This is a genomic window from Gemella sp. oral taxon 928 (assembly GCF_001553915.1).
GTDB lineage: Bacteria > Bacillota > Bacilli > Staphylococcales > Gemellaceae > Gemella > Gemella massiliensis.
Window position 1 is genome coordinate 1,498,884 of the sequence record NZ_CP014233.1, and the last position, 18,552, is coordinate 1,517,435.

Here is an 18,552-nt window from a genome sequence, read left to right on the forward strand (position 1 = left end):
AAGGATATCTGTCATGAATAATTTTAACACAAAAACAAAAGAAATAAAAGAGGGAGAATTCATTAAAAACCTACTACAAATAAAAGATAAAAATATAACTATTGAGAAAACACATAACGAAACTATAAAAAATAATCAAAAGTACTTTGTATTCAAAGGTACCTTAACATATAAACCCAAGAAGTGTGAATGCTGTGGTTGTCTTAATAAAGGTTATACTGTAGTTAAAAACGGCTTTAATGAACTTACTAGAATTAATCTATTAAAAATATCAGGTATCCCTGCTTATTTGGAACTAAGAAAGCAACGTTTCAAGTGTAAAACTTGTAATAAAAAATTTGTAGCTACTACTTCTTTTGTAGATAAATACTGTAGTATTTCTAAAAATGTTAAGTTTTCTATAATGAGTGATTTAGCTGATACTTTATCTTTTAAACAAATAGCCAAAATGAATAATGTATCGGTTAATACTGTTATAAGAACTCTTTATAAATGTAAATCCCATGTAGACATTCTTAACTATAATACCTTACCTGAGTATTTATGCTTTGATGAGTTAAAGTTTACTAAAGATAGTAAAAATGGTATGAGTTTTATTTTTTTAGATGCTTTAACTCATGAGATTATTGATATAGTTGATGGTAGAACTGAGTATATTTTAAATAATTATTTTTCCAGATTTTCTAAAGAGGCTAGAAGTAATGTTAAGGCTATTTGTATTGATATTTATACTCCTTATATGAAGTTGATTAGAAATAAGTTTCCTAATGCTGAAATTGTTATAGATAGGTTTCATATTATTCAAAATGTTAATAGAGAACTTAATAGAACTAGAGTTAAGCTAATGAATATTTACAAAAAACAAAAAGGTATTAATTATACTCTTTTAAAAAAATAATTGGAAGTTAATATTAGAAGATGAAAGTAATGTTACTCATGGTAGGTTTTTCTTTAATAGGAGTTTTAGGAGTTTAGTTACTAGACGTGATATTTTAGATTATTTATTAGGATTAGATTGTATATTTAAGGCTAGCTATGAGAGAGTTCAGGATATTAGATATGCAATAAGGTATAGAAATGAGTTGGAGTTTAAAGAATTAATTGAAAAATCTACTATCGATTTATCTGATGGTGTTAGTAAGGCTATTAATACTATGAGAAAACATAAAGGGTATATGCTTAATAGTGTTAGGTATTCTATCTCTAATGGTTCTTTGGAGGGTATTAATAATAAGATAAAGGTTTTAAAGAGAGTTTCTTATGGTTATAATAGCTTTTATAACTTTAGATTACGCATTTTAGTTGTTTCTAGGTTATTTGTTTCTGAGTATAAAAATAATATTTCTTTTAAGGGCGTTTTGAAAAATGCCAAGCAACACTGCATTGCTTAGCATTTTATCCTTATTTTTTCTCATGCCCCGTATTTGACACAGAGCCTAAGAAGAACTCGTCGTTTGTTTTGTATTAAATTATATATTTATATACAAAATATTTTTTATTGCTAACTATATAGTGGTAAGGCAACCTTAAGAAATTCACCACTAAGAATGGCGATGAGCCTAATAGCAATGTTTGTAAAATAATATATAATTTTTTGACAAACATTTCCTCAAAAATATTTTCTTATTTATACCTATAATACTTATAAATTTAAGAGTTATTAATCAAATAAATCTTTTGCTTTTCTGCTTACTTTATCAAGGAAACTTTCATCTTCTTCTACTTTTTCACCATTCAGTTTTGCTAATTCCAAATATAATTCACGTTCTTTCGATGATAGATTTTTTGGAATTTTGATTGAAACTACAATATAGTGATCACCATGTCCATAACCCATTACATTTTTCACACCTTTACCGGATAGACGGAATTTACGTCCGTGTTGTGTTCCCGCCGGAACTGTCAATTCAATTTCACCGGTTAGAGTACGAACATCTATTTTAGTACCTAATGCTGCTTGGGCAGGTGATATTTCCAATTCTGTATAAATATCATCATCTTCTCTATGAAAATATGAATCTTCAGCTACTATTACTTCTATAAATAGGTCTCCGGCGGGGCCTCCATTCACACCGACACCACCTTTTCCTTGTAGTCTTACACGTTGTCCTGAACTAATTCCTTCCGGAATTTCCACTTCATACTCTACTTCACGATTATTGTATCCTTTTCCGAAACAATGTGAACATTTGTCTTTAATAACCTTACCACGTCCGCCACATTCTGAACATGTTCTTTGACTTTGTATGCGTCCAAACGGTGTATCTTGAATTACTGCTTCTTGTCCTGTTCCGTGGCATCTATGGCATTCAGTTACCGACGACGGATCTTTCGCACCGGTTCCATGGCAATGGTCACATTCTACGTCTTTACGTAATTTTATAGTTTTTTTAGTACCGAACACCGCATCAGTAAATGAAATGCGTATTCGATGTAACAAATCTTCTCCTTGACGTGGAGCATTCGGATTACGTCTGCCGCTACCGCCACCGAAGAAGCTTGAGAATATATCTCCTAAGTCATCAAATTCACCTGAAAATCCGGAGAATCCTCCTCCAAATCCTCCAAAACCGCCTTGACCTGCTCCGCCACCTTCAAACGCAGCATGACCAAATTGATCATATTGTGCTTTTTTAGTATCATCACTTAACACTTCATAGGCTTCTGTTATTTCTTTAAATTTATCCTCTGCCCCAGGTTCTTTATTAATATCCGGGTGATATTGTTTCGATAACTTGCGATACGCTTTTTTTATTTCAGCAGCACTTGCACCTTTACTTAGTCCAAGCACTTCATAATAATCTCTTTTCGCCATCTTTATCTCTCCTATAATAGTAACAGGAGCATTGAGCTTTACGCCCCTAGCTCCTGTTTGTTGTTATCTTAAATTATTTTTTTTCTGTAAAATCTGCATCAATTGTATCATCATCATTTTTTGAGTTTGTTGCTCCGGCATCTGTACCTTGTGCTCCTGCCGCAGCATTAGCTTGTTCATACAATTTCATTGTCATCTCCTGAACAGCTTTATTTAACTCATCTTTTGCAGATTTAATTTCTTCTAAGTTATTATTTTTAATTGCTTCTTTTAGCGTATCATTTTTAGTTTTAATATTATCTAATAAACTTTGATCAACTTTATCTTTTGCTTCTTCTAATGCTTTATCAGCTTGGAATGATAATTGATCTGCTTCATTTCTTACATCTGCTTCTTCTTTACGTTTAGCGTCAGCATCAGCGTTAGCTTCGGCTTCTTTAACCATTCTATCAATATCTTCATCAGTTAACGAACTGCTAGATTCAATAGTAATTTTTTGTTGTTTTTGAGTACCAAGATCTTTAGCAGTAACATTAACAATACCGTTTTTATCAATATCAAATGTAACTTCGATTTGAGGTACTCCACGCGGTGCAGGAGGTATATCTGAAAGTTGGAATCTTCCAAGAGTTTTGTTATCGGTCGCCATCGGACGCTCACCTTGAAGCACGTGAATATCTACCGCCGGTTGATTATCAGCTGCTGTTGAGAATACTTGAGATTTAGATGTCGGAATTGTAGTATTTCTTGGTATTAACACTGTCATCACTGTTCCCATAGTTTCGATACCTAATGATAATGGTGTTACATCTAATAATACTACATCTTTAACATCTCCTGTAATTACTCCACCTTGAATAGCTGCACCCATTGCCACTACTTCGTCAGGGTTCACACCTTTATGAGGCTCTTTGCCCATTTCTTTTTTAACAGCATCTTGCACTGCCGGAATACGAGTAGAACCACCCACCAAGATCACTTGATCAATTTCACTTGGATTTAACTCAGCATCTTTAAGTGCTTGACGAGTTGGAACCAATGTTCTCTCTACTAAACTGTGAGTCAATTCATCGAATTTTGCTCTTGTTAATGTATTTTCTAAGTGAACCGGTCCACTAGCACCTGCCGAAATAAACGGTAGTGAAATTTGTGTTGAAGTTACACCTGATAAATCTTTTTTAGCTTTTTCAGCTGCATCTTTTAGACGTTGCATTGCCATTTTATCTTGTGAAAGGTCAATCCCCTGTTCTTTTTTAAATTCTGCTACTAAGTAATCAATAATTGCTTGGTCAAAGTCATCTCCACCTAGCAAATTATCTCCTGATGTAGCTAATACTTCAAATACACCATCACCTAATTCTAAAATAGAAACGTCAAATGTACCACCACCAAGGTCAAATACCAATACTTTTTGATCAACATCAGTTTTTTCTAAACCATAAGCCAAAGCCGCTGCCGTTGGCTCGTTGATAATACGTTCTACTTCTAACCCTGCAATTTTACCGGCATCTTTTGTTGCTTGTCGTTGAGCATCGTTAAAGTAAGCCGGTACTGTAATTACCGCTTTAGTTACTTTTTCTCCAAGATAACTTTCAGCTGTTGCTTTTAAGTTTTGTAGAATCATCGCTGAAATTTCTTGTGGAGAGTATTTTTTACCATTCACATCTTCTTTGTAATCTGTACCCATGTGACGTTTAATTGAGATTACTGTATTTGGATTAGTAATTGCTTGACGTTTTGCTACCTCACCGACTTGAATTTCATCACCTTTGAATGCTACAACAGACGGTGTTGTTCTGTTCCCTTCCGGATTGGGAATTACTTTTGCTTCTCCTCCCTCTAATACCGCTACACATGAGTTAGTTGTTCCTAAGTCGATACCTATAATTTTTGACATATTATTGTCCTCCTAATATTTTCTTTATTTTTCAATTTTTTGTGGTTTGGTATAATCATATAAAAATAATTTATATCACTATACTCCTTTTATTACATAATTTTACATCTTTATTTAGATGTTCAAAGTTTTAATAAAGCATTTTATGAATTAACTTTAACCATTGCCGGTCTTATTATTCTATCTTTTAATTTATAACCTTTTTGGAATGTATCCAATATCATTCCACTTTCTTTGTCGCTGTCTTCTCCCTGCATTACTGCATGATGAATATTCGGATCAAATTGAGCATTTTCAGTTTCCACTAATTCCACGCCTTCTGATTTCAGTGCTGCTTGCAACCCCTCATAAACCATCTCTACACCTTTTAATACGGTTTGAACTTCTTCATTATCGGTTTCCAACTGCAACGCACGCTCTAAATTATCTAAACTTGGTAAGATTTCTGTAATTATCTTTTGACTTTTATAAGTGTTTATCGTATCAATCTCTTGATTTTTGCGTTTTTTAAAGTTTTCAAATTCTGCATATAGTCTTAAATACTTATCTTCGGAATTTTTAACTTCTTCTTTCAATTGCTCCACTTCTTCTTGCAATAGTTCTTCAGCAGTTTTTTCTTCTGCTATTTCCTCTTCTACTTTTTCAGTAGCAACGACTTCTTCCGCTACTTCTTCTTGTAGAGTTTCTTTTTGTTCTTCAGTAGTCATCTCTACCTCCTATTTATTTTAAATTATTGTTAAGATTATCCCGCACACATGAAATAAGTGTCATAATCTTTGAATAGTCCATTCTCTTTGGTCCAAATACTGCAATAATTCCTTGACCTTTTGATGTATTATACTTGCTAGAAACTAATGATAAATCATCTATATTCTCCAGTGCGAGTTCTTTTCCTATTTTTATAGAAGTTAATTCCTCACTATTACTGTTATTATCCAGCAACTCGACTATTTTATCATCTTCTAAGAGCGATACTACTTCTTTTAATTTATCTACATTATCTATATCGGGTTGTTTAAGTAAATTGTACTTACCCCCTAATGCTATAGTTTTTTTAATTTTATTTTGCAATAATCTATTTAAAGCTACAACTATCATATTGTAATTATTCACCTTATCTTTTAAATATTGTTCAAGTTCTCCATGAATAATCACATGTGCCGTTGCCATATCTACGTCATAAAAATAACTTTGTAAGAGTTTATTCACTTCTGCTATGTCTTCTGCGGTAAAATCTGCATCTAATTTATAGTTTTGTTGGAATACTTCTCCTATACTTGTTATTAAAATAACAAGAATACTGCGACTGCTCAATAAAATAACTTCTATCTTATTAATACGCCTATCTGTTTTAGTCGGTGCTAAAATAACCGCCGTACAATCTGTTAAATCAGAAAGAATAATTGCATTTTTTTCAAGATAGTTATTTTCTGAAACATACTTATCATTATCAAGTTCTTTTAGTTTTTCATTTTCACTATTAGATAGTTCATATTCTTTTTTGATATAATCTACATAGTAACGATAACCTTTTTCTGATGGAACTCGTCCTGATGAAATATGCGTCTTTCTTATCAACCCTTCTTTTTCCAGCTTACTCATATCGTTTCGTATCGTTGCCGAACTAAAATCTATATTTTCCGCTAATTGCTTAGAGCCGATCGGTTGATTGGTTGTAATAAAATTTTCTACTATAGATTGAAGAATGAGTACCTGTCTTTCTATTAACATTTTTATCACCTATTCTTCAAATTGTATTTTAGCACTCTAATCACTTGACTGCTAATTACATAATACAATAATATCATTAAGGTCAAAAAAAGTCAATACCTTTTTTAAATTTTTTTGACTTTTTTTGACTTTAATGATAAATATAAATAATATATTGTAAAATACACAAAGAAATTAGACACAGCACACAATAATAATATTATCTTCTAATTCGTCTTGTTATTTTCTTTAATGAAATTCTTTTATTTTTTCTTATGCTCCGTATTTAATATAGAGCCAAAAAAATTGGTTGTATAATAAATACGGGGCATGAAAAAAAATCCATACCTCGTATTATTTTTTAATATACAAAAAGACAAATATCCAATATAATTAAAGTGCAAAAAAAATAAACTATGAAAGGATATCTGTCATGAATAATTTTAACACAAAAACAAAAGAAATAAAAGAGGGAGAATTCATTAAAAACCTACTACTGTACATTTGTAAATGATGTGAGACAAAAAAAGTAAAAAATAAATACCGGATATAATAGAATTACATAGAAGCTAGCTTCTATGTAAACCGTATGAAGCCCCCGACGTAAATTACATTATTTGATTAGATTTGCCAGCTTTAATTCCTTAGAGAACATTTCAGATTTCTAAAACTTATTTGTCAAGGATTTGAAAAAGGCGTAGCCCTTGTCCTTGACAAATAAGTTGTGAAATCTATTATCTAACAAGGAATTAAAGCCGGCATATTTTTATAGACTCTTTCCGTAACTCTTTTCTTTTTTCAACAGGAGAAAGCCAATTTAAAGTCTGCATAGGAAGACGGTTAGAGCGATATAGATACTTTTTCATCTGAGATATAAGATCATCATACGAAAAGAAAGATAAACGCCTGTAAAAACGTTCATTATCATTTCTATGACTACGTTCAACCTTACCGTTATGTCTAGGAGTTCTAGGTCTAATAAGTTGATGTTTAATGCCAAGATTATTACACAATACATCAAAAGGGTGTATTCGTTTAGTATCTTTAAAATGTGTAAATTCAAAACCATTATCAGTTTGAATTATCTTGGGTTTATACCCAAAATAATCAATAGCCATTTTAACAAATTGAACAGTAGAGTATGATGATTGTTCTTTAAAAGGGAAAATAAATCTTTCCCTAGTAGCTTCATCAATGATAGTATATTGATAAAATTTATCTGGAATTTCTCCTACATAACAACGTTTAGGAACATATTTCACATCAAGTTGCCATTTTTTACCAATTTCAGTAGGTGTATCATAAGGTTTAGGTTTATAAGGAATTACTTTTTTCTTAGTATCTTTATAAAAACCTAATTTTCTAAGCACTCTAAATAAAGAACAAGGATGTCTTTTATAACCTTTGTTGAATTTAAGTTTAGCATATAATTCAATCATAGAAATATTAGGATTACGTTTAATAAGATTTTTAATCCAAGACAATTCTTCAACTGTATGGGCGTTAGGGTGAATGGAATGAGGTCTATGAGACTTATCTATAAGAGACTCTTTAGTACCGTCATATTTTTTATTCCAACGCAAAAGAGAGGCTTTTGATATTTTATAGCGCCTACAAATAAAGCGGATAGAGTTACCATTTCTATAAGTTTTAACTGCAGCTATTCTTGTTTGTAAAGTATGAGGTATATATCGTTGTGTTTTTTCTATATTTTCTGTTATAATAGTTTTCATAAGAGTAAATTCCTTTTTTTGATTTGTAGGTAACTTCATTATACAGGATTTACTCTTCTTTTTTTTATTATATGTCTCACATCTATTGTAACACTACAGGGAGAATTCATTAAAAACCTACTACAAATAAAAGATAAAAATATAACTATTGAGAAAACACATAACGAAACTATAAAAAATAATCAAAAGTACTTTGTATTCAAAGGTACCTTAACATATAAACCCAAGAAGTGTGAATGCTGTGGTTGTCTTAATAAAGGTTATACTGTAGTTAAAAACGGCTTTAATGAACTTACTAGAATTAATCTATTAAAAATATCAGGTATCCCTGCTTATTTGGAACTAAGAAAGCAACGTTTCAAGTGTAAAACTTGTAATAAAAAATTTGTAGCTACTACTTCTTTTGTAGATAAATACTGTAGTATTTCTAAAAATGTTAAGTTTTCTATAATGAGTGATTTAGCTGATACTTTATCTTTTAAACAAATAGCCAAAATGAATAATGTATCGGTTAATACTGTTATAAGAACTCTTTATAAATGTAAATCCCATGTAGACATTCTTAACTATAATACCTTACCTGAGTATTTATGCTTTGATGAGTTAAAGTTTACTAAAGATAGTAAAAATGGTATGAGTTTTATTTTTTTAGATGCTTTAACTCATGAGATTATTGATATAGTTGATGGTAGAACTGAGTATATTTTAAATAATTATTTTTCCAGATTTTCTAAAGAGGCTAGAAGTAATGTTAAGGCTATTTGTATTGATATTTATACTCCTTATATGAAGTTGATTAGAAATAAGTTTCCTAATGCTGAAATTGTTATAGATAGGTTTCATATTATTCAAAATGTTAATAGAGAACTTTATTCAAAATGTTAATAGAGAACTTAATAGAACTAGAGTTAAGCTAATGAATATTTACAAAAAACAAAAAGGTATTAATTATACTCTTTTAAAAAATAATTGGAAGTTAATATTAGAAGATGAAAGTAATGTTACTCATGGTAGGTTTTTCTTTAATAGGAGTTTTAGGAGTTTAGTTACTAGACGTGATATTTTAGATTATTTATTAGGATTAGATTGTATATTTAAGGCTAGCTATGAGAGAGTTCAGGATATTAGATATGCGATAAGGTATAGAAATGAGTTGGAGTTTAAAGAATTAATTGAAAAATCTACTATCGGTTTATCTGATGGTGTTAGTAAGGCTATTAATACTATGAGAAAACATAAAGAGTATATGCTTAATAGTGTTAGGTATTCTATCTCTAATGGTTCTTTGGAGGGTATTAATAATAAGATAAAGGTTTTAAAGAGAGTTTCTTATGGTTATAATAGCTTTTATAACTTTAGATTACGCATTTTAGTTGTTTCTAGGTTATTTGTTTCTGAGTATAAAAATAATATTTCTTTTAAGGGCGTTTTGAAAAATGCCAAGCAACACTGCATTGCTTAGCATTTTATCCTTATTTTTTCTCATGCCCCGTATTTGACACAGAGCCAAAAAATTAATAGTAAAAATGAGTTTTTTCTCATATTACTATTTTATCTTTATTTTTTCTATTATACTCCTATATTCCGTATTTAACTATACAGTTAACTCAAACAAAATGATTTTTCAGGGGGCATGGGATTTCGTTTTAGAATACTCAAAATTTACAGTTAACTCAAACAGACGAGTTGCTGCCGCTGCTTCTGACGGTGTTTTAGAATACTCAAAATTTACAGTTAACTCAAACACCATTTATGGTACTCTTCAAGCAGACCTGTTTTAGAATACTCAAAATTTACAGTTAACTCAAACATTTTGAAGAAGTTATATTCATGGAAAATAGTTTTAGAATACTCAAAATTTACAGTTAACTCAAACTTTTGATAAACTAACCAATCTATTCTTTTGTTTTAGAATACTCAAAATTTACAGTTAACTCAAACCTCAAATTGAAGTTTGGTATATATATATAATTTTGAATATCTTCTTAAAAAAATCGCTCACAATGAGCGACCTATCGGCAATTTAAATAAATTTTTATTTGAACTCTTTTGTAAATTTCGAGTATACCTATATTGTACAACCGCTTCCATAAAAAATCAAGTTATATTTCACAATTTTCTTCATCGAATATATATACTTTTTCCGTATAATCGACTGTTGATAAATTTTTATATTGTTGATTTTCTATATTAATAATTTTTATTTTGTTTATACACAGTTCTTTATATAACTGTTTAATTTCATTTTCTGTATAGTATATATGTAATCCCACAATAAAGATGACCTTTATACCACATAATTCAACTAATACTTTTAAATATTTTATCAATTTTTCTAGATCGTTATTACTTATTAAATTTATCTTAAAATCTGCCAGTTTTAACATCCCCATTATATCTAATTCATCTCTATATTCTAATTCCAATGAAGAGCTATGAATAAGATTTTCATAATAATTTAGCAGGTTAGTTTGAATGGTATTTAGTTCTATATAGTTCTCTACTGCATATTTCATTAATTCTGTATATATTTTAGTCAGTATTTTTTTATTATTAATATCTAAATTAAATAAATCTGTAATTAGATAACTATACTTAGCTAGTGATATCTCTTTTAATCCATCTGAAAATATAAATAAACCCTCATCACCTTGATGTTGTAATTTTAATGAACGAACACATTCACGAAAATATTGTTTATTTTCCAATATTATAGTATTAATTATATTTTCTTTTAATTCAATACTTCTTTGCCATTCTCTATTAACAATCTTCATAATTCAATAAACCTCTCATCTGAATCTACATATTCGTTTTGCGACTCTCCTACCAAAAATTCCATTTTAGAAAATTGTTTTTCTGTTACAGTAAGAATTTGTACTATTCCCTCATCAGGGCAATATTTTCTAATGCTTTTAATTACTAGGTCGGTACTATTTTGATTCATTGATAATTTTACATAGACCGATTCTTGCATCATAATAAAACCGGTTTTTATTAGGTTTTTTCTAAATTTTCTATAATTTTTTCTTTGTTCCGATGTCTCAGTAGGCAGGTCAAACATTACTAGTATTCTCATAAACCTATAACTCATATTTATACATTTTTATATACTCTAAATCACTATCATTTAATGCATTGAATAAGCTTTGACAATATATTTTTATTACATTGGCTACCGTTTGGTTTTTATTTTCTATACAAATAGTTCGATTGAGTATATTAACTAACCTGTTTTTATGTTCTTTTGTAAATTCTGTTTCTGTATATGAATAAACTTCTTCATCTATTAATATTCTGAAAGGTTCCATAAAATCACTTGCCAGATTAAATTTATTAAATATATTTCTGTGACAAATACCTAATTGAGTACAATATCCACTAGCCGCAATTTCTCTATTAAAAGCTGATAAAATTATTGCATATCCATAATCCAAACAAGAATTAACAAAGCACTCTTTATTACGACTAAAATCCATACCATACAATGCATTAAAATATACCTTGGCTGCATGACCTTCTCTGTTACTTTCATCGTTGTAACCCAACTCTGATAAATACAGTTCAAGAAGTTTATGCTCATTTTTTCCTAATTTTTTCAAAAATTGCATTTGATTGTATATTTTCTCATACACTATTCGTGTCCAAACATGTGCTTTAATCTTATTTGACCATTCCATCTGTTTACGATATTTTAAACTTGTATCATGGCTACCATATAGTGAAATTAACTCTGAGCTTGGATTACGTTTTTCATCACAAAAAAGTACCTTTACTTTGTTTTTATTTAATTCATTAAGTAGTACCGCTGTGATACTCACAGCAGTACTTTCTATAATAAGCATATATATTTCATTTAAACAAATTTTTTTAGTTTCATTTTCCTTGCGTACGGTCATAAAATTTAAACTATAATCTAATTTAGCCCTATCTCTAATTACTATTGTTCTCCAACTCATATTAATCCTCTATTATTTTTATTTCTTTTTCATATAATCCGGTTACTGATTGTTCAATTATTGAAAATTGTTTTTGATTTAATAAATTAAATCCACATTTTACTCTGGAAGTTTTTTCATTAATTAAACTTAAATCAAATGTTGTTTTTTTATTTGTTAATAAGTTCAATATTTCCAATAACACTTTACATTGTTCTTCTAAACTTAACTTATTAAATGTATTTTTTGCTTTATCTTGTGTCAAGTCATTATATTTGTTATTCTTTTTGTGTGTAAAAATTTTTGTTGCCATTTTACATACCAACGTATTATATAATTTTATATTTTCTTCTAATGAAATATGTTCTTTTGAAACTTTTGCTTCTTTATTTTCACGTTGAAAATTAACAAATTTAACCACTTCTTTTAAATATCGTTCAATATCAGAAGAGAGCAATACTTGGACAGCTCCATCAACGTAAAAATTATCATCTGTTTTCCCTCCGATATAATAAGGATAATGATCTATTTTTACTAAAGCGCCTATATTTAATTTTTTATATATAAGTTGTAAATTTTCTATATTTTCACCTTTTTTAAGTTTTATTTGTTTTTCAGCAAAATTAATTAAATCTAAATCTGTTTTTATATTTTGTGAAATATAAATAGGAATTGGAATAATTTTGATATTTTCTTTAACTTTATCTTTATTTCTAATATCGTACTTGAAGATTGAATAATATGCAATTTTTATACTGGTAAATCCGCCATATCTCGTTACATTTTTTAGATTTTTATTGTTTGTTTTTACCGGATAATAACTTCCTTCTTTCGCTGCATTTGCCTTATAGATTGTCGCCTCGTACAATGCACCTTTCTGTTCAGAAGTTCTTCGTGTTACATTTATTAAATTATTACACATTACTGAACTAACTATTTCTTCAGTTTTTCCTTTTTCCCATGCTACTTCTCCGTTACGTTCAACCTTATCACTATAAAATAGTGTATTCAATGTATATTCTCTATTTTTAAAATTTTTTCGAATAAAGTTCTTAGGATTTCGTGTGAATTTTATATGGTATACATTACCTACAACGATATTTAAGTAGGCATCCTTTGCGTGATGTAAATCATTTAAATCACGAACTTTAATTAATTGCCCTTCTTTGGCTTTTTTCTGTTCTTCTTCTGTTAAATTTTTTCTTTTGCCTACTTTTATTTTCCCGAATTCCTGTCTAAAATCAGATACATTTTCCGCTTTTGAAAAACAAAGTTCAGTTGTAGGATTTAAGTTTTGTAAGATTTTCGATACTACTTTTACAGATTGTGATGTTTCTATTAATTGACGTGCGATAAAACCGCTTAATTCACCATCTGTAAAATCTTCCGTTCTTGTTAATCGTTTATATTTTTCTTCCGAAATAAGATTTTTTGCTTTTAAAAATCTCCAAAAATGTTTATTTTTTCTTTGAATACTTTCACTTATTAAACCATTAGATTTTTTTGAATTCTCTGTTTTGTTGACTAATACTAAATTATTCCAACTACCGTCTTTTGTTTTACTTTGTGGATAAATATGGTCAATATCATATTCACTATTGCTACCAAATAAGTTATTTAAGTCTATTGCTTTTCCAGTGTATAAACAACGACCTAATTGAGTATAGTATAAGTATAATTTTCTTGCTTTTAACTTATTATTATCAATATCAGTTAAATCTTGTTTTTTCTTATCAAAATCTACTGTATGCCCTAGAGCTTTTTCTAATTCAGCTATATCAGATGTTTTTATTTTTTTATATAGTTCCAACAATGCTTTTTTCCGAGAATCTTTGCGTCCGTCATCACCTTTTTTTTCTTTATTACTACGTGTTGTTTCAACGAATATTCTTTTCGGTTCAGAACCTATTACTTTTTTTAGTTCTTCCACTATACGTACTACCTGCCATATAGAACGTTTTACTGCAGGGGATACATATAAATCATCCAGTATATGAGGTGTGATTTCTGTTATTTCTTTACGTAATTTTCCATTATATGTATTAATTTTTTCAAAATAGTCGTAATTAGTTCCTAATAATTCTATAAAAAGTAGAGTATTATTACGCATTGCATTAATAATATTAAAACACTCTCCTGTACTTTCATCATACAGTTGGCTACTTACTATTTCTGTTAACAGTTTTTCAGATAGTCGTCCCCAGTCTTTATATGTTAAACCGGATATTTTTTTTATCTCCTCCGATGAGTAAATATCTCCGTATTCTTTTGTTATTTTATCAACCAGCAGTTGTTTAGATTCTCCAAATAACGTTATCCAGCGAATCATTTTCTCCACTTTTTCAGAATCAAATTTTTCTCCTAAAATTTTTTTAAAATCACGATATGATTTTAAATCATTTTTTATTGAAATATCAAAACCTGATAATTCATCTTTTCCGTCAATTACTCCTTCTGACATTAGAAATTTTTTTAATTCTTTTCCTGTTGCCTTTGGTGCAGATTGTTTAAAGAAACGCTCTATAATTAAATTACGGTGTTCTACAGTTAAACGTTTACCACCATAATTTATTGAATTCAATTCATTGAGTAGGGTAAACTCTGAATATAGTAATGAATGTTTAGGAAGTACATCTTCGTACAGTAGATATGTACATTGATTGGTTAAATTTTCAATAAAGTTTTTAGCACTTTCTTCTTTGTTTATTACCTTATTGAAGTTCCAAGGAGTAACCGCTGTACGTTCATACCCTTTATTTCGTACTGACCATGAAAAACCTCCATTACCAACTTTGTGCGATGTATTTAGCGAACCGACATAATACGGTATTCTAAATTCAAGTAATTGTATTATTTTTTCTTTAATACTAATACCATATTCATCGGTATTATTTAAAAATGGATGATATTGTACGGCATTATTTAATATTTTTTCTAATTCTTCTTTATGGATTTGATATGGAATAACCGAATTATCTTTAGTTCGCTGTCTGGGAAGGAATGTCTCTAATTCTAACTCAGCAAGAATATCTTGCTTCAATTTACTTTCTTCACAATACTTTAATTCTTTTATTAAAGATTTTTTAAAATCTTCATAAGAACAAGATGATTTTGAACTTCCCACATTATTTTTCCCGATATAATTAACGTAATTCGCTTCTTTTTCATCTTCTTTAACAAATATATTTTCAAATAATTGTCTTTTTTCTTTTTTTGATAATTTGCTATCTTCTTTTATTAACTGTTTTAATTGTTTTAAATCTTTTCCATGTTTTTCATAGCTGATTACTTTAGATTCTGAAATTGTCATATTTTTGATTTTTATTTCAGATAAAATAATTGCGTCATATATAAGTTTTGCAGTATCTAATACTATAATGTATTCTCCCAATATTTCTTCATAGTTACTACGGACATCTTCATATATTTTCTCTTTGAATGAAATCGTTTTAATTGATATATCAAGTTCTTTATATGCTTCTATATCAAATAATTTTGCCAGTTGAGTTTTATTACCAAGTGCTAAACGTAATGCCTCTATTAATTGTTTTTCATCAGCAAATAATTTTTTAAACTCTATTATCTTATCTGTAGAGTTTTTCTTTTTCAACAATATTTCTGCTATATTATTAATAAGCTCATCAGTTATATCTATTTTGATATTTAGTGAATTATATTGTAGTAATTCTCTTATATTGTCTTTTATTTCAGAGCCTTTAAATTGTTGTCCGGCAAATAAAAAATGCCCACGATATTTTAGTATATGATGTATTGCAAGGAACAATTCTCTTATATCCGGATTATTTTTATGGATTAAATCTGCACGTAGGTGATATATTGTTTTATAGTCACGATAATACTCTTTATCCGTATAATTTTTGTCATTAAACAAGATACTAGGAACATTTTCTGTTTTATCACCTACTTTATATTTACTTTCTCTAAGACGCATAAAAAAGTTCGGATCTATTTTATTAATTTCTTCAGCGAATAATTCCTCTAATAACCCTAAACGCCATTTTCTACGTGCTAAACGACGTCTTTTTGACCTACAGTCACGTCTTTCTTTTGCTGTTTGTGCTTCATCAAATAAGCGTACTCCCCATGATTTTTTACCTTTTAATTTTAACAGATTATAATTTGTATCTGTTGCTGCCCATCCCACACTGGTAGTCCCTATATCTAATCCTAAAAACCATTCTTTATTTTCATTCATTGTTATTTTCTCCTGTATTTCATTTATTATAAGTTTGGATTCTCTATGTTTTTTCTATGTTTTAAAATTTTTCATAATAAATTATTGTTACTCCCTCAATATATTATTTTTATCTTTTGAAGATATTTGTTAATAGCGTATTTTTATATTTAATTAAGAACATTATATCATATTTTTTATTACATTATACCGTTTTCATTGAATATATTTTAATATTAATTTTATTTTTTAATATGTAAACGTCATTAAAATATATCTTTCACTTTATTTTACAACTTAATTTAATCATTAAAAAACTTCCTAAGAAGAAAATACTTGTTTTTCTACTTAGAAAGTTCTTTATTTATCGTTCACACCATGGTGTTATTTTTTCTACTTTTTTGCTAATTTAGCAATTTCTACAATAACGTCAGCTGCTTTTTTCATATGTTCTAAACAGCTAAATTCATATTGGCCATGGAAATTCTCACCACCAACAAAAATATTCGGCGTCGGTATTCCCATATATGAGATTTTAGAACCGTCTGTTCCTCCACGTATTGGAATAATAATAGGAACTACCCCTACATTTTTAATCGCTTGTTCTGCAACGTCAACACAGCGTTTATCTTCCTTAATTACGTCTCCCATATTATAATATTGGTCAAATAATTCATATTCAACTACATTACCATATTTTTCATTAATTTTTGCAGCAACTGATTCACAAAAGGCTTTTCGTGCCAAAAATTTTTCTCTGTCATGATCACGAATAATATACACCAATTCCGCTTCTTCTATTCTTGTTTGCATATTATGTAACAAATAGAAACCTTCATAATCTTCTGTATGTTCCGGTACTTCTTTTTCCGGGAATAATGATGCCAACTCTACGGCAATCATATTAGCATTTTTCATTTTTCCTTTTGCTGTCCCCGGATGAACACTCACTCCGGTAATTTTATATGTTATCTGTGCTGCATTAAAACTTTCATACTGAAGTTCTCCTAACACACTACCATCCATAGTATAAGCATAATCGGTTGCAAAACCTTTAGCATCAAAATGATCAGCACCTCGTCCTATTTCCTCATCCGGTCCAAAAGCAATTCGAATATCCCCATGTTCTATTTCACGATGCTCACTCAAATATTTAACAGCCTCTACTATCTCGGTAATACCTGCTTTATCATCAGCACCTAGTAGCGTTGTCCCGTCTGTTGTAATCAACGTTAAATCTTTATAATTTTTAAGATTTGGAAATTCAGCCATCGTCATAATAATATTTTTCTCTTTGTTTAAAACAATATCTTCGCCACTATAGTTTTCTATAACACGTGGACTAATTCCTTCTACATTGAAATCAGCGGTATCAACATGAGAAATAAACCCAATAGTATCATATGGTTTATCAGTATTAGCCGGAAGTGTAGCGGTCAAAAACCAATTTTTTTCATTTAAAACAATATCACTTAAATTTAATTCTTCCAATTGTCCTTTTAACATACGCAAAAAATCCTTTTGTTCCGGTGTTGACGGTATTGTCGTACTACCGGAATCAGATCTTGATTTAAACTTAACATAACCTAAAAAACGTTCCAACATAGTTTCATATTTCATTATTATTTACCTCATCTATTTACTTTACTTATATTATAATATACTTTTCTACTAAATGTAAGGGGGTAACATTTGAAAAATTAAAATTCTTTATCACAAAAAAGAGTTAGTTCACTACTAACCCTTAGTCCTATCTATTATAATATTTTAAATATTCTTTGCAAAATTCTCTAGCTGTTAATTTCCCACTTTGTCTATCTGAGTAGCTGCTACTTACAAATTTAGAAATTTCATCCGTATATTCAACTTGCGGTAACGGTTCTTCTAATTTTGTTTCTCTATTTATCGCAAATGTTGAAAAACAAATTCCCACCAAACGTGTTTTTCTTGTTTCATGATTAAAAGCACTTAATTCAGCAAAAATCTCCACACTTCTAGTTCCAACTCTGGAAATATAACTTCTTATTATCAATGCTTCGTGTCTATGTACAACATCTAAAAATTGATAAGTGTCAATACTTGCTGTAAAGAATGGCAGATGTGTGTATCTTCTAATTACTAAACCTTGAACATCATCTAACCAATATAATGTTTGACCTCCAAATAGCGTATCATGTCTATTCATATGGTTGGGATATATTGTATGAAAGTTCTCTATCATTGTATCTTTATAATTTAATACTGTTGTCATTTTATTAATTATC

The 18,552-nt window shown here is 29.2% G+C and carries 15 protein-coding genes and 1 CRISPR repeat array; of the genes, 4 read left to right on the top strand and 11 right to left on the bottom strand.

Annotated elements, in window-relative coordinates; translation table 11 throughout:
- Positions 1-13 precede the first annotated feature (13 nt).
- Together AXE85_RS08775 and AXE85_RS08780 are read left to right on the top strand one after the other, a co-directional pair.
- The gene (locus AXE85_RS08775; protein ID WP_062174219.1) at positions 14-898 is read left to right on the top strand and encodes an ISL3 family transposase; all 885 of its coding nucleotides are present in this window, start codon (positions 14-16) and stop codon (positions 896-898) included.
- Between the two features lie 154 nt (positions 899-1,052).
- Positions 1,053-1,391: a transposase gene (locus AXE85_RS08780; protein ID WP_250636706.1), complete on the top strand. Its 339-nt coding sequence runs from the start codon at positions 1,053-1,055 to the stop codon at positions 1,389-1,391.
- A gap of 269 nt (positions 1,392-1,660) precedes the next feature.
- On the opposite strand, the gene dnaJ is transcribed toward AXE85_RS08780, so the two are convergent.
- The 5 genes from dnaJ to AXE85_RS06975 form a co-directional block, all read right to left on the bottom strand.
- Entirely contained in the window at positions 1,661-2,815 is a 1,155-nt protein-coding gene (gene dnaJ, locus AXE85_RS06955) for a molecular chaperone DnaJ (RefSeq protein ID WP_062174221.1), read from the bottom strand.
- Positions 2,816-2,888: 73 nt separating this feature from the next.
- Positions 2,889-4,712, bottom strand: a complete 1,824-nt coding sequence (dnaK, locus tag AXE85_RS06960; protein ID WP_062174224.1) for a molecular chaperone DnaK — start codon at positions 4,710-4,712, stop codon at positions 2,889-2,891.
- A 143-nt stretch (positions 4,713-4,855) separates the two neighbouring features.
- Positions 4,856-5,419 (bottom strand): nucleotide exchange factor GrpE, encoded by a 564-nt coding sequence (grpE, locus tag AXE85_RS06965; RefSeq protein WP_062174226.1) that lies wholly within the window; start codon positions 5,417-5,419, stop codon positions 4,856-4,858.
- A gap of 13 nt (positions 5,420-5,432) precedes the next feature.
- Entirely contained in the window at positions 5,433-6,443 is a 1,011-nt protein-coding gene (gene hrcA, locus AXE85_RS06970) for a heat-inducible transcriptional repressor HrcA (RefSeq protein WP_231723773.1), read from the bottom strand.
- A 728-nt stretch (positions 6,444-7,171) separates the two neighbouring features.
- On the bottom strand, positions 7,172-8,155 hold the full coding sequence (locus AXE85_RS06975) for a DDE-type integrase/transposase/recombinase (RefSeq protein WP_062174648.1): 984 nt from the start codon (positions 8,153-8,155) through the stop codon (positions 7,172-7,174).
- A gap of 171 nt (positions 8,156-8,326) precedes the next feature.
- Here AXE85_RS06975 and AXE85_RS08785 point away from each other — a divergent pair, with 171 nt between their 5' ends.
- Both AXE85_RS08785 and AXE85_RS08790 read left to right on the top strand, forming a co-directional pair.
- Positions 8,327-9,040 carry an ISL3 family transposase gene (locus AXE85_RS08785; RefSeq protein ID WP_231723815.1) on the top strand — a complete coding sequence of 238 codons (714 nt, stop codon included), beginning with the start codon at positions 8,327-8,329 and terminating at the stop codon, positions 9,038-9,040.
- Positions 9,009-9,617 carry a transposase gene (locus AXE85_RS08790; RefSeq protein WP_234971553.1) on the top strand — a complete coding sequence of 203 codons (609 nt, stop codon included), beginning with the start codon at positions 9,009-9,011 and terminating at the stop codon, positions 9,615-9,617. The genes AXE85_RS08785 and AXE85_RS08790 overlap by 32 nt, the downstream gene beginning before the upstream one ends.
- 181 nt (positions 9,618-9,798) lie before the next feature.
- A CRISPR array of direct repeats spans positions 9,799-10,096; the repeat unit is 36 nt; unit sequence GTTTTAGAATACTCAAAATTTACAGTTAACTCAAAC.
- Between the two features lie 161 nt (positions 10,097-10,257).
- Here the strand turns inward: AXE85_RS08790 and csn2 are convergent.
- The 6 genes from csn2 to AXE85_RS07015 form a co-directional block, all read right to left on the bottom strand.
- The gene (gene csn2, locus AXE85_RS06990; protein ID WP_062174228.1) at positions 10,258-10,932 is read right to left on the bottom strand and encodes a type II-A CRISPR-associated protein Csn2; all 675 of its coding nucleotides are present in this window, start codon (positions 10,930-10,932) and stop codon (positions 10,258-10,260) included.
- A complete protein-coding gene (gene cas2, locus AXE85_RS06995; protein ID WP_062174230.1) occupies positions 10,929-11,234 on the bottom strand; it encodes a CRISPR-associated endonuclease Cas2 in 306 nt (101 codons plus the stop codon). Before cas2 ends, csn2 begins: the two co-directional genes overlap by 4 nt.
- A gap of 4 nt (positions 11,235-11,238) precedes the next feature.
- Positions 11,239-12,114: a type II CRISPR-associated endonuclease Cas1 gene (gene cas1, locus AXE85_RS07000; protein WP_062174232.1), complete on the bottom strand. Its 876-nt coding sequence runs from the start codon at positions 12,112-12,114 to the stop codon at positions 11,239-11,241.
- A gap of 1 nt (position 12,115) precedes the next feature.
- Positions 12,116-16,309: a type II CRISPR RNA-guided endonuclease Cas9 gene (gene cas9, locus AXE85_RS07005; protein WP_082729137.1), complete on the bottom strand. Its 4,194-nt coding sequence runs from the start codon at positions 16,307-16,309 to the stop codon at positions 12,116-12,118.
- 372 nt (positions 16,310-16,681) lie between these two features.
- The gene (pepT, locus tag AXE85_RS07010; protein WP_062174233.1) at positions 16,682-17,908 is read right to left on the bottom strand and encodes a peptidase T; all 1,227 of its coding nucleotides are present in this window, start codon (positions 17,906-17,908) and stop codon (positions 16,682-16,684) included.
- A gap of 130 nt (positions 17,909-18,038) precedes the next feature.
- Positions 18,039-18,539, bottom strand: coding sequence for an acyl-CoA thioesterase (locus AXE85_RS07015; protein WP_021752439.1), 501 nt, complete (start codon positions 18,537-18,539; stop codon positions 18,039-18,041).
- Between the last annotated feature and the right edge of the window lie 13 nt (positions 18,540-18,552).